Origin of the sequence: Curtobacterium flaccumfaciens, assembly GCF_018598405.1 — a bacterium.
Taxonomy (GTDB): Bacteria; Actinomycetota; Actinomycetes; order Actinomycetales; family Microbacteriaceae; genus Curtobacterium; species Curtobacterium aurantiacum.
This window is the reverse complement of the sequence record NZ_JAHEWS010000003.1, coordinates 182,729-194,799: the sequence shown is the minus strand read 5'-3', so window position 1 is coordinate 194,799 and position 12,071 is coordinate 182,729. Positions and strand designations below refer to the sequence as shown.

Below are 12,071 nucleotides of genomic sequence, written 5' to 3'. Positions count from 1 at the left end.
GCGAAGGGGCGGGGCGCTCGCTGGAGGCTCGCGACGGGTGGCCAGCGAAGGCACCCCCCCCCGGCGGCTAGGCCATCTCGCCGGCGGTGATGGCCTCGGCCTCGACGGGCTCGGGCTCGGGGCCGTCGTCGACGCGGCGCAGGACCCTCGTGGTGCAGAGGATCACGACGAAGGCGACCGCGACGGACGCACCCGCGAACACGTACGCCGCCGAGGGGGAGTACGCGTCGGCGAGCAGGGTCGCGACGGGCGGGGCGATGGCGCCGCCGATGAAGCGGACGGCGGAGTAGGCACTCGAGGCGACCGAGCGGGGGAGGTCGGTGGCCTCCATGACGCACTCGGTGAGCACGGTGTTCAGGACGCCGAGCACGAGTCCGCCGATCACCACGCAGACGATCAGGCCCACCTGCGACCGCACGACCACGGCGGCGGCGAACAGGTCGAGTGCCAGCAGGGGGAGGGCGACCTTCAGGACGGTGGTCCGACGCATGCGGGCCGTCAGCATCGGGGCGACCCACACCGAGGTGATCGCCAGGCCGACGCCCCAGCCGAAGAACGTGAAGCCGATGCCGAGCGCGCCGAAGCCGAGCGGGAACGGCGTGTAGGCGAGCAGGACGAAGAAGCCGATGTTGTAGAACAGCGCGGTCGCCGCCAGGGCTGCGAGCGCGGGCTGTGCCAAGGCGCGGAAGGGTGCCGAGAGCTTCGTCGGGGTGGGCTTCTCGAGGCTGCCGGTCTTGAGCAGCGCCACGATCGCGATGAAGGCCACGGCCATTAGCGTGGTGACGCCGAAGAACGGGCCACGCCAGCTCACCGAGCCGAGCAGGCCTCCGACGAGGGGACCGACGGCGATGCCGAGGCCGAGCGCTGCCTCGTACAGGATGATCGCCGAGGCGGTGCCGCCGGACGCCGCACCGACGATCGTCGCGAGTGCGGTGGAGATGAAGAGCGCGTTGCCGAGGCCCCATCCGGCGCGGAAGTCGATGATGCTCCACACACTGTTCGAGGTGGCGGCGAGGACCGAGAACACCACGATCAGGGCGAGTCCGATGAGCAGGGTGCGCTTCGCGCCGATGCGGCTGGAGACCCAGCTGGTGAAGAACATCGCGACACCGGTGACGGCGAGGTAGCTCGTGAAGAGCAGCTCGGTCTGCGCGGGGGTTGCCTTGAGGGACGCTGCGATCGCCGGGAGGATCGGGTCGACGAGGCCGATGCCCATGAACGCGACGACGCAGGCGAAGGCGATCGCCCAGACTGCGGATGACTGCTTGAGGATGGAGCCGGTGGGTGCGTGGGTGTTCACGCGGAGATCTCCGTTTCGATGGGTGTGGTCCGGGTCCGTTCGGCGATCAGGGTCGCCGCGTGGTGCAGGACGTCCCAGTCGTCGTCGGTGAGGTCGGCGAACAACGGGCCGACCGTGCTGGTGAGGGCGGAACGCCAGGCGGCGAGGCGCTCCCGGCCGGCTTCGGTGAGCTCGATGAGCTGCCCACGGGAGTCGTCCGGGTCGACGCTGCGGCTGACGAGACCGTCGGTGAGCATCCCGGTGACGAGCCGGGTCATCGTGGGCTGCGCCACGCGCGACGCGGTGGCCAGCTCGCCGAGCCGCAGGGGCTCGTCGGTCTCGAGGATGCCGAGCGTGCGCCAGACGGCGGCGGACGTCGTGTTGCCCGTCGACTGGACGGCGCGGCGGATCAGGCGGTTGACGGAGACGAGGAGGGTCTCGATCGTCTGCTCACGCGGTGTTTCCATAGCTGAACTATATAGCTGTGCTATGAATAGCGCAACGACGGGCTGGACAGACTGCGCCAGCCGCCGCCTGGTAGAAGGGACACATGAGCGACATCACCATCCACGAAGGCGACGATTACACCGCAATCTTCCACGGCGGCCCCTTCGACGGCACGACCGACACCCGCACCGCCACGAGCGACGCGCTGGACGACGAGGTCACGGTGTTCGCCGACGTCGAGGGCCTGCAGACGGCCTTCACCTACCGCGCCACCAAGTCCCGCCAGGTCCTCGACCAGATCTCGGTCGAGTTCACCTACGAGCCCAGCGAGTCCGACCCGGTCGACGACCTGCAGGACCGCGGCGACCGCAGCGGCGAGTTCGACCGGGAGTAGAACCCGCCCCCGCCGCGTTGCAGGACCACATGCAGCTCGACCTCTGGACGTCGGCCTTCTGTGCGCCGTGCGCCGCCGCCCGCCGGGTGTCGGCCGAGGCGTCGGCGCTCGTCCCCGGGCTCACCGTGACCGAACGCGACGTGGCGGCTCATCCCGACGACGCGGAAGACCTCGGCATCCGGTCCACGCCCACGATCATCGTGCGGCAGGGCGACGGCACCGAGGTCTTCCGTTCACCCGGCGTCCCGACCCGCGACCAACTCCTGCTCGCGGTGGCCAAGGCGATCTGAGCGAGCGGCCGTCCCAGCGGCGGCCCCCGGCGCTGGCGCAGCGGCGTGCGCCCCAGGGTGGACCCCCGCCCGCTGCGACGTCGGTGCCGCCACCACGACGGGCTCCGGCGGATCGACCATCGCCCGCACACGCCGTGCCAGACGCTTCGCACCCCGGATCGGCGCCCCGATGCCCAGTGCGACCAGCCCGAGCGGGCTGCGATCGGCACCGCCGAGGGCGTTCTTCCGCTCCCACGCGCGACGCAGCACCCCACCGCGGCTCCGGCGAGCAGGCTCCCGGTCCACGAGCGTCCCGGCGTCCCGGCGGGCCATGAGCTCCACGAGTCGGTGCTGCCAGTCGTCGTCCGACGCCGGGTGGAAGTAGTTGTCCCGCATCCACTCCGGTCGGACGACTCCGAAGCGGCCGTCGACCAGGTCGACGGCGTCGCCTTCGAGTCCGCTCCCCACGAACACCTCGTTGATCAGGTGCCGCCCGATGCCGAAGTCGGTCAGCGTGAGCGCGGGGACGCCCCGGGCAGCCGCCTCGAGCACGGCGGTCGAACTGATCGTCACGAGCGCCACCGCACGGTCGAGGTGCTCGGCCATCGGACCGCTCTCGACCACGAGGTTCGCCGGGGCGTCCGCGGGCACCAGGTCCGGGTAGGGGTGTTCCTCGCGGTGCGTCTGGTGCTCGCCGGCAGCGGCGCGCGTCTTGATGACGACGCGCCACTCCGGGTGCTGCCGCGCCGTCTCGACGAGCCAGCGGACGACGAGCGCGCGGTCGGCCCGCTCGAGCGGCACGCTCGGCTGCGCCGCGAAGACCACGGAGTCCTGGACGCCACGGACGGTCGCGCCGGTCGCGCCGGTCGCGCCGGTTGCATCGGCTCCACCGGTCTCGCCGACCTCACCCGCCTTCCGCGCGAACGGCAGCGTTGCGAGTGCGAAGTGCGGCTCGACCCCGCCCTCACGCGCCATCTCCTCGTAGGCCCGGACCTCGCGGTGGCTGTGCAGCACGAACAGGTCGGCTCGGGCGCGGAAGAAGATGCCCTTCCACTTCGACGGGAACGAGATCCCCGGCAGCCCCGACACCAGCACGGGCCGGTCCGGGATCCGCCGGTGCACCTCGTCGATCACGAGTTCGGCCACCGGGCCGATCAACGACACCAGGACGGCGTCCGGCGGGTCCTGTCGGAGCTCCTCGACGACGGCGTCGACGTCCTTCGGCGCGGGTGGCTCGCGGTGCAGGTGGGCGAGCCGCTGGTCGAGTCCGCGGAACGCCGACCGCAGCTGCTTCGGGCTCGCCGACCGCGGGGTCGCCACGGTCCGCAGTTCCAGGTCCCAGTCGGCCGGGGCGGTCGCCAGCAGGTGCGCGCCCCACTTGGCGAACGAGTCGGTGTCGACCAGGCCGACCACGCGTCGGACGCGTGGTGACGCGTCGGACGGGAGGCGCGCCTCCCGTCCGCCCGTCGACCCACTGCCGTCAGCCGGCACGTCCAGGGCGCGCGTCCCGTCGACCGGGCCGCTCACGCGCCGACGCGACGCAGCTTCGCGAGCGGTGCCTGCTCGCCGGCGGTCAGATGGGGACTGCATCCGCTCACGCGCCGACGCGACGCAGCTTCGCGAGCGGTGCCTGCTCGCCGGGGAAGATTCGCTTGACCCCGTCGCCGAGGGCGGTCTCGATGATGCGGATGTCACGGGCGAGCGTCTTCAGGCCGTGCGGCTCGAGCGATGCCGCGTGGTCCGAGCCCCACATCGTGCGGTCGAGCGTGATGTGCCGCTCGACGGCCGTGGCACCGAGGGCGACCGCGGCGATGGAGATCTGCAGGCCGGGCTCGTGCCCGGAGTAGCCGACGGGGACGCCCGCGTACCGGTGGGCGAGGGTGTCGATCATGCGGAGGTTCGCCTCCTCGGCCGGCAGCGGGTACGTCGAGGTTGCGTGCATGAGGACGAGGCGGTCGGTGCCGAGCGCCTCGACGGCGGCGTCGATCTGCTCGAGCGTCGACATGCCGGTCGACAGGATGACGGGCTTGCCGGTCGCGGCGACGGCGGCGAGCATGCCGAGGTCGGTCACCGACGCCGAGGCGATCTTGTAGGCGACGACGTTGAGGTCCTCGAGGAAGTCGACCGACGGTTCGTCCCACGGGGACGCGAACCAGTCGAGGCCGCGGAGGGTCGCGTGGTCGCCGATCTCGATGTACTGGTCGCGGTCGAACTCGACGCGGTAGCGGTACTCCAGGTAGGTCATGTCGCCCCACGGAGTGCTGCGCGGGGTGTTCTTCATGTGCTCCGGCGTGGAGATCTCCGGGGTGCGCTTCTGGAACTTCACGGCCTGCAGGCCCGCGTCGGCAGCCACGTCGATGAGCTGCTTCGCGATGTCGACGTCGCCGTTGTGGTTGAGGCCGATCTCGCCGATGAGGTACGCGGGGTGGCCCGCGCCGATCGTGGACGTACCGATGGTGACGGTCATGGTGCTCCGTTCGGTGCGGGGGTTGCCCGCGTCGGGGATGGGTCTCGGGTCGTGGTGGATGCTGGGGCCGGGGCTTCGACGGGGGTTTCGGCGAGGGCTTCGGCGAGGGCCAGGTCGGCTTCCTCGTCGATGTCGATCGCGCCGGCACCGTCGACGACGGCCAGCTCGACCCGGCCGTGGAACCGGTGTCGGTTCTCGAGGAACCCCGCCGTCCGCATCACGTAGAAGGCGCCGGTCTCGCGGTACTCGGGCTCGCGGTCCTGCCGACGGGGCCTGGTCGCCGCGTCGTGGTTCACCGCGACCGCCGTGCCGTCCGGTGCGGTCCGCCACAGGAACGCGTGAGACGGAGCGGCGGCGAACACCGCGTCGGCACGACCGTCGATCACCCGCGCGACGGCGGCGTCGAGGTCGGCCGGGTCGATGAACGGCGAGGTCGCCTGCAGGAAGACGAGGACCTCGGGCAGCGGCGTGCTGATCGCGTCGAGGACGTGCAGCAGCGCGGACTCGGACGAGGCCTCGTCGCCGGCGAGCTCGACCGGCCGGCGGACGACCCCGGCGCCAGCGGCGACCGCCTCGGCGGCGATGGTGTCGCCGTCGGTCGTGACGACCACGTCGTCGATGCTCCTGGCAGCGAGGGCCGATTCGACCGCTCGACGGACCAGAGAACGACCTGCGACCGTGCGGAGGTTCTTGCCGGGTATCCCCTTCGACCCGGCACGTGCTGGCACGACGGCGAGGACGGAACCGGTGGTGCGCATGCTCCGGACGCTACGAAGCGCGGGTGTCCCGGAGGGGAACGGGGAGCAGACGGCGGCCGACCGTTGGGCGACCGCCGCCCCCGGTCACGGCGTTGTCGGCGGTGTTGGGTCGCGGTGTTCGTCGTACGTTCGGCGGCCGCTCGCCGCTACAATCGACGCTGCTCGCCTCCGTAGCTCAGTGGATAGAGCAGGTGGTTTCTACCCACCGTGCCGCGGGTTCGATTCCTGCCGGGGGCGCCGAAGACGAACGGGGCCGCCATCCTCTCCGGATGGCGGCCCCGTTCTCGTCGTGCGGCTGTTGCGCGTCGTGCTAGCGGTTACTCGTCGTCGTCCGCTGCGCGGCGTCGGAGTTCGGCGGCGCTGATCGGCTGCGTGTACGGCGCCTCCGACGTCTCGTTCGCATCGGCCGGCTCGGCGGGCGCCTGGTTCAGGCGCGTCGGGACGGACGTGGTGTTCGTCGCGCCGGGGGTGTCGACCCGGGGAGCCGGTGCCGGCGGGACGTCGTTCGCGGGCGCCCGGTTGACGTGGGCGTCGGCCGAGGTGGGGCTCGCCACGGGGCGGTCGGACGAGGACGGACGGTCGTTCCGCGGTGCGCCGTCGGTGTCGCCGAACGCTCGGGTGGCGCTGGACGCACCGAAGGCCCGGGTGGCGGTGGCATCGTCCACGACCTCGGTGTCGTCCGTACTCCGGTTCGGGGTGGAGCGGGAGGGCGAGGTCGGGGTGCCGAGTGCCGGACGGACCGGGGCTGCCGCGTCGTCGTCGCCGTAGACGCGGGTGGTGTTGTCGCCGAAGGAGCGCGTGACGTTCGGGTCCGTGCTGCCGCGGTTCGGCTTCGGGGTGGCACCACGGTTCACCGAGAACGAGGGCGTCGTCCCACCGGCAGGAGCTGCTCCACCGACCGCGCCGGCAGCGGGCGCGGACGTCGTCGAGGGAGCCGGAGTCGCGGCGGCCGCAGGGGTCGAGGGTGCGGACGCGGGGCGCTGCGCCGGGCGAAGCGAGGTCGTCGTCGGCGTCGGTCGCTCGGTGGCGGCCATCGGTGCCGGTGCCGGGGCCCCATTCTGGGTCTGCTCCTGGTTCTGGCTGCGCGGCGCCTGGGCCTGATCGGCGTTCCAGTCCTGCTGGCGCTTGATCAGGTCGGCGTCGGGGTCGGGTGACTCGAACTTCCAGCGCTCGAGGTCGGCCTTGAAGAGCTTGCGTGCCCGGTTCGGGCGGGCCTGCCACTCGAGCAGGCGGTCACGGAACTCGGCGAGTGACTGCTCGGCCTGGAAGCTGAACGTCGACGAGTTCTTCTTGATGTCGGCGATCTCGTGCTGCGCCCAGTTGGCGGCCAGGGGCGCGCCCTGCACGGGGAGGAGGCGCAACCGGATGTCGGCGTCCTCCGCCAGGTGGTCGGCATAGGCGCGCTCGTCGTGTCCGAGCGAGCCCCAGTCTGCCGACTTGCGCGCCGCCGTCAGGATCGCGGCCGCTGCCGCGTTCTTCGATTCCCGCTCCTGGAGCGCCACGACCCGCTTCGTCGCGCTGCGTCCGATGAGCGCCGCGATGACGCCCGCCACGACGATGGCGACGAAGGGGATCACAGCGCCCGAGAGCACCCGCCAACCCGTGTCGGACGAAGTCCAGTCGGTCAGGTCGTTCCACCAGTCCATGCGCGCACCATATCCACGGAACGGTCAGGCGTCGGGGAGGCCGGACGGCGTTCCGTGCATCCCAGCGCAGATGATTCCAATCTGGAACATCATGACCAGCGCAGGGTGTCCACGGCGTCGTCGGCGGACCACACGCTCGGCAGTTCGACGAACCGACGCTCGGTCGCGACGTACCGGCGGGCACGGTAGGCGGTGTCGCCCGCGACGTCGATGCGGTCGACGTACCCGACGATCTCGCCGTTGGCTCGGGTCACCCGGCTCAGGTCGTCGCGGACGTCGAGGATGCGGTAGTCGCCCCGGGCGCGGGCCAGCGGGACGGTGCGGATCCGCAGTGCGGGTTCGGTGATGGTCTGCATCGCTGGCCTCCTGGTCGGTGTGGATTCGACGCTACGGGGGACCACCGACACGCCGAGGGGTGCCAGCCGATCTGGGGAACAGGACCTCCGCGCACACTGTTGTGGAGGAACGAAGGGGCTGCACCGGCGGCCCGGAGAGAGGTTGTGGCCATGACCACGTTCGTGCTCGCAGGTGGATGTTTCTGGTGTCTGGACGCCGTGTACCGCACGCTCCAGGGCGTGCAGGACGTGGTGTCCGGCTACGTCGGCGGGCAGGACGCGGACCCGTCCTACGAGCTCGTGTGCACCGGCACGACCGGGCATGCCGAGGCGGTCGCCGTGACCTTCGACGAGTCGGTGATCCCGGCCGACGTGATCCTCGACGTGTTCTTCACGCTGCACGACCCCCGTCAGCTGAACCGTCAGGGCGCCGACGTCGGCACGCAGTACCGCTCGGCGATGTTCCCGGCCGACGACGCGCAGCGCGAACTGTTCGAGCACGCGGTCGAGCGGGCGTCGGAGATCTGGGACGGCGGGATCGTCACCACCATCGAGCCGCTCTCGACGTTCTACCGCGCTGAGGAGTACCACCAGGACTTCTTCGCGAAGAACCCCGGGCAGGGGTACTGCCTCGCAGTCGCGCTGCCCAAGGTGAACAAGGTCCGGAAGGCCTACAGTCAGTACATCCTGGCGTCCTGACCCCGGGGCGGCAGGGCCACAAGGAGGTGGTTCGAACATGACGGACAACACGGGAACCTGGGTCGCCATCGGTCCGGCCGGAGCGGTGGGCAGCATCCACCGCGCGGCGGACGGCTTCCAGGTCGAGCTCTACGGACGACGACGGGCGGGCGGGCCGTACCCGTCCCTCGAGTCCGCGAAGGGCGCGGTCCACGCCGCGCTCGGACCGTTGGCCGCCCGGCCCGAGTTCCGAGCACACTGAGCGGGTTCGGACAGGAGGCCCGGGGGACTCGTCCTCCACAGGTCGCCTGATCGGGTCCACACGTCACAGATCGAGCCCGGGGCCGCTCGCGCAGCCCCGGGCTCCGTGACGATCGACGCATGAACGACATCATCACCGTCTGCGGAATCGTCGCCACCGAGCCACGTCACCTCGTCACCGAGACCGGCATCGCCATCACGAGTCTCCGGCTCGCGTCACCTTCGCGCCGTTGGGACCGGGCCAGTGCCGCCTGGGTCAACGGTGCGACCAACTGGTACACCGTCACCGCGTTCCGCTCACTCGCGTCGAACGTGTTCAAGTCCCTGAAGAAGGGCGACCGCATCGTCGTGGCCGGCCGCGTCCGCATCCGGACGTGGGAGCGCGACGGTCGCGGCGGGACCTCGGTCGAGATCGACGCCGACGGCATCGGCCACGACCTGGCGTGGGGGATCAGCAACTGGGTCCGCGTACCGCGGCAGGTGGGGGATGCCACCTCGGGCCATGGCGGTCTCCGCGGGGTCGACCCGCGCACCGGCGAGGTCCGTGAGTCCGCACCAGAGCCGGGGGCCGGTCGCGCGCCCGAGCACGGCGCACCGGGACACGGCGGGGGAACCGAGCACGATCCGTCAAGCGAGGACGGCCCCGGGGGCGGAGACGGCGACGGCGACGGCGATGACAGTGGAGCTGACGGCCTGCACGGCGAGCCGCCGCTCGGCGACGCTCCCGACCCGGTCGGGCCGTCCGAGCACACGCTCGAACAGGACGCTGCGCCGTGGGACCCGGTGCCGCCCCTCGACGACCAGGACCGTCACGCCGCGCACGTCACCGAAGCGGCCTGACCCGACGCGCCGACCAGGGTCAGTGTGTCCGGTCAGGCCGCCGGTGCAGCGTGCCGTTCAGCGGGGCGCGGCGGTCACCACTTCTGGGCGATCATCCCGATGCCGGAGACCTGGGCGGTGTCCCAGTTGCCGCCGCGGGGCAGCCCGGTCACACGGCCGTCGATCTTGAAGCTCGCACCCTGCACCCGGGGGCTGTTGGTCTGCTTGGCCTTCAGCCCGTGGAACGAGAAGCTCGTGTCCCACTTGCCGTTCAGGCCGGTGTTCGACTTGCGGTCACCGACCGTGATGCGGGTGTTCTGCACCGTCGAGTGCACGACGTCACCGTTCAGGCGGGCGTTGGCCTCGGCGTTGAAGAACAGGCGACCGTCCAGGTTGAGCTTGAGCGTGCCGATCGTCTTGTGGTTCACGATCATCGTCGCGACGTCGTTCTTGTACCAGCGCATCCCGATCGGCGTGAGCTTGTTCGTGGCCGGGCCGAGGTAGCCGTAGGTGAACTTGCCGTTCTGCACGCGCTCCCAGATGTAGCGCGGCTTGCCCTTGCTCTCGGGGGAACCCTTGTCCGACTGGATCCCGAAGGCGTACGCGTTGTTGTGGGCGTCGTGCACGTTGATGTACGACGAGTAGCCGGTGCCCGTGCCGTTGGCGCTGATGCTCGCCGTGTACAGCAGGTACGGGTCACCCTTCGGCACGGCACCGGCGGCCGATGCCGGTGAGACCGGGGCGATGAGTGCGACGGTGAGTGCGATCGCTCCGACGAAGGGGAGCGCGAGGCGGCGAAGCCGCGACGGGGTCGTGGTCGTGTGCGTGGTCATGGTCCTCGTCCTGTCCGTGGTCCTGATCCTGGTCCTCGTCGTGGTGAGCGACGGGCCCGAGGTAGCGGGGTGAGGCAAAGCTACGTCGTCCGTGCCGTGAACAACAGGGCTGTTCGTACAGGTGCGGGAAGCGGCGATCCGGCGTCGTGCGAGCACCGCTCCGACGGTGTCACTACACTTGGGGCCGATATGGCTGAGTACATCTACCAGATGGTCCGCGCCCGCAAGGCGGTCGGCGACAAGCTGATCCTCGACGACGTCACGATGTCGTTCCTCCCCGGCGCCAAGATCGGCGTCGTCGGGCCGAACGGTGCGGGCAAGTCGACGATCCTGAAGATCATGGCGGGTCTCGACCAGCCGTCCAACGGCGAGGCGAAGCTCACGCCGGGCTTCTCCGTCGGCATCCTCATGCAGGAGCCGGAGCTCGACGAGACGAAGACCGTGCTCGAGAACGTGCAGGAAGGCGTGGGCGAGATCCACGGCAAACTCGCACGCTTCAACGAGATCTCGGCGCTCATGGCCGAGCCGGACGCCGACTTCGACGCCCTGCTCGCCGAGATGGGCACGCTGCAGGAAGACATCGACGCCGCCGACGCGTGGGACCTCGACTCCCAGCTCGAGCAGGCGATGGCCGCGCTCCAGTGCCCCCCGGGGGACGAGCTCGTCACCCACCTGTCCGGTGGTGAGAAGCGCCGCGTCGCGCTCTGCAAGCTCCTGCTCCAGAAGCCCGACCTGCTCCTCCTCGACGAGCCCACCAACCACCTCGACGCCGAGAGCGTGCTCTGGCTCGAGCAGCACCTGCAGCAGTACCACGGTGCCGTCCTCGCCGTGACCCACGACCGGTACTTCCTCGACCACGTCGCGCAGTGGATCGCCGAGGTCGACCGTGGTCGCCTCTACCCGTACGAGGGCAACTACTCGACCTACCTCGAGAAGAAGCGCGCCCGCCTCGAGGTGCAGGGCAAGAAGGACGCCAAGCTCGCGAAGCGCCTGTCCTCGGAGCTCGACTGGGTCCGCAGCAACACCAAGGGCCGCCAGGCCAAGTCGAAGGCCCGTCTCGCCCGCTACGAGGAAATGGTCACCGAGGCCGAGCGCACTCGCAAGCTCGACTTCGAGGAGATCGTGATCCCTGTCGGCCCGCGCCTCGGTTCGCAGGTCATCGACGCCGAGCACCTGCGCAAGCAGTTCGGTGAGCGCGTCATCATCGGAGACCTCTCGTTCACGCTGCCCCGCAACGGCATCGTCGGCGTCATCGGTCCCAACGGCGTCGGCAAGACCACGCTCTTCAAGACGATCGTCGGCCTCGAGCCCCTCGACGGCGGCACGCTGAAGATCGGTGACACCGTCCAGATCTCCTACGTCGACCAGACCCGCGGCGGGATCGACCCGAACAAGAACCTGTGGGAGGTCGTGTCCGACGGCCTCGACTACATCCAGGTCGGCAAGACCGAGATCCCGTCCCGCGCCTACGTGTCGCAGTTCGGCTTCAAGGGCCCGGACCAGCAGAAGCGTGCCGGCATCCTGTCCGGCGGTGAGCGCAACCGACTGAACCTGGCGCTGACGCTCAAGCAGGGCGGCAACCTGCTGCTCCTCGACGAGCCGACCAACGACCTGGACGTCGAGACCCTCGGCAGCCTCGAGAACGCCCTGCTCGAGTACCCCGGTTGCGCCGTGGTCATCACCCACGACCGTTGGTTCCTCGACCGCATCGCCACGCACATCCTGGCGTGGGAGGGCCTCAACGAGGACGGGACACCGAACTGGTACTGGTTCGAGGGCAACTTCGAGGCGTACGAGGAGAACAAGATCGAGCGCCTCGGGGCAGACGCCGCGAAGCCCGGGCGCGCGACGTACCGCAAGCTCACCCGCGACTGACCCGCGTGGC

General features: G+C 70.5%; 14 protein-coding genes and 1 tRNA gene. 7 read left to right on the top strand and 8 right to left on the bottom strand.

The features are described 5' to 3' along the window. Nucleotides 1-67: 67 nt before the first annotated feature. Nucleotides 68-1,300 carry an MFS transporter gene (locus tag KK097_RS03475; protein ID WP_214543703.1) on the bottom strand — a complete coding sequence of 411 codons (1,233 nt, stop codon included), beginning with the start codon at nt 1,298-1,300 and terminating at the stop codon, nt 68-70. Next, the gene (locus tag KK097_RS03470; protein WP_214530390.1) at nt 1,297-1,746 is read right to left on the bottom strand and encodes a MarR family winged helix-turn-helix transcriptional regulator; all 450 of its coding nucleotides are present in this window, start codon (nt 1,744-1,746) and stop codon (nt 1,297-1,299) included. Before KK097_RS03470 ends, KK097_RS03475 begins: the two co-directional genes overlap by 4 nt. 83 nt (nt 1,747-1,829) lie before the next feature. Between KK097_RS03470 and KK097_RS03465 the strand changes: the two genes are divergently transcribed. Continuing rightward, nucleotides 1,830-2,120 carry a hypothetical protein gene (locus KK097_RS03465; protein WP_214543702.1) on the top strand — a complete coding sequence of 97 codons (291 nt, stop codon included), beginning with the start codon at nt 1,830-1,832 and terminating at the stop codon, nt 2,118-2,120. A gap of 29 nt (nt 2,121-2,149) precedes the next feature. Beyond that, the gene (locus tag KK097_RS03460; protein ID WP_214543701.1) at nt 2,150-2,410 is read left to right on the top strand and encodes a thioredoxin family protein; all 261 of its coding nucleotides are present in this window, start codon (nt 2,150-2,152) and stop codon (nt 2,408-2,410) included. Here the strand turns inward: KK097_RS03460 and KK097_RS03455 are convergent. From KK097_RS03455 to KK097_RS03445, 3 genes are all read right to left on the bottom strand, one after another. Further along, nucleotides 2,354-3,916, bottom strand: a complete 1,563-nt coding sequence (locus KK097_RS03455) for a DUF6716 putative glycosyltransferase (protein WP_214543700.1) — start codon at nt 3,914-3,916, stop codon at nt 2,354-2,356. The two genes, KK097_RS03460 and KK097_RS03455, sit on opposite strands and share 57 nt — an antisense overlap. A 67-nt stretch (nt 3,917-3,983) precedes the next feature. Continuing rightward, a complete protein-coding gene (locus KK097_RS03450) occupies nt 3,984-4,856 on the bottom strand; it encodes an N-acetylneuraminate synthase family protein (RefSeq protein WP_214530393.1) in 873 nt (290 codons plus the stop codon). Continuing rightward, nucleotides 4,853-5,614 (bottom strand): acylneuraminate cytidylyltransferase family protein, encoded by a 762-nt coding sequence (locus KK097_RS03445; RefSeq protein ID WP_214543699.1) that lies wholly within the window; start codon nt 5,612-5,614, stop codon nt 4,853-4,855. Before KK097_RS03445 ends, KK097_RS03450 begins: the two co-directional genes overlap by 4 nt. 164 nt (nt 5,615-5,778) lie before the next feature. On the opposite strand from KK097_RS03445, the gene KK097_RS03440 reads away from it, so the two are divergent. Continuing rightward, nucleotides 5,779-5,851, top strand: a tRNA-Arg gene (locus KK097_RS03440). Between the two features lie 80 nt (nt 5,852-5,931). Here KK097_RS03440 and KK097_RS03435 read toward each other — a convergent pair. Together KK097_RS03435 and KK097_RS03430 are read right to left on the bottom strand one after the other, a co-directional pair. Then, nucleotides 5,932-7,260: a hypothetical protein gene (locus tag KK097_RS03435; protein ID WP_214543698.1), complete on the bottom strand. Its 1,329-nt coding sequence runs from the start codon at nt 7,258-7,260 to the stop codon at nt 5,932-5,934. A gap of 89 nt (nt 7,261-7,349) precedes the next feature. After that, nucleotides 7,350-7,616, bottom strand: coding sequence for a hypothetical protein (locus KK097_RS03430; protein ID WP_017886047.1), 267 nt, complete (start codon nt 7,614-7,616; stop codon nt 7,350-7,352). Between the two features lie 150 nt (nt 7,617-7,766). On the opposite strand from KK097_RS03430, the gene msrA reads away from it, so the two are divergent. From msrA to KK097_RS03415, 3 genes are all read left to right on the top strand, one after another. Beyond that, nucleotides 7,767-8,294, top strand: a complete 528-nt coding sequence (gene msrA, locus KK097_RS03425) for a peptide-methionine (S)-S-oxide reductase MsrA (RefSeq protein ID WP_214543697.1) — start codon at nt 7,767-7,769, stop codon at nt 8,292-8,294. A gap of 37 nt (nt 8,295-8,331) precedes the next feature. Further along, nucleotides 8,332-8,535, top strand: coding sequence for a hypothetical protein (locus KK097_RS03420; protein ID WP_027464651.1), 204 nt, complete (start codon nt 8,332-8,334; stop codon nt 8,533-8,535). A 119-nt stretch (nt 8,536-8,654) separates the two neighbouring features. After that, nucleotides 8,655-9,374 (top strand): single-stranded DNA-binding protein, encoded by a 720-nt coding sequence (locus KK097_RS03415; RefSeq protein WP_214543696.1) that lies wholly within the window; start codon nt 8,655-8,657, stop codon nt 9,372-9,374. Between the two features lie 74 nt (nt 9,375-9,448). Here KK097_RS03415 and KK097_RS03410 read toward each other — a convergent pair whose 3' ends face one another. Next, the gene (locus KK097_RS03410; protein WP_214543695.1) at nt 9,449-10,186 is read right to left on the bottom strand and encodes a hypothetical protein; all 738 of its coding nucleotides are present in this window, start codon (nt 10,184-10,186) and stop codon (nt 9,449-9,451) included. Nucleotides 10,187-10,375: 189 nt separating this feature from the next. On the opposite strand from KK097_RS03410, the gene ettA reads away from it, so the two are divergent. Continuing rightward, a complete protein-coding gene (ettA, locus tag KK097_RS03405) occupies nt 10,376-12,061 on the top strand; it encodes an energy-dependent translational throttle protein EttA (RefSeq protein ID WP_214543694.1) in 1,686 nt (561 codons plus the stop codon). Nucleotides 12,062-12,071 lie beyond the last annotated feature (10 nt).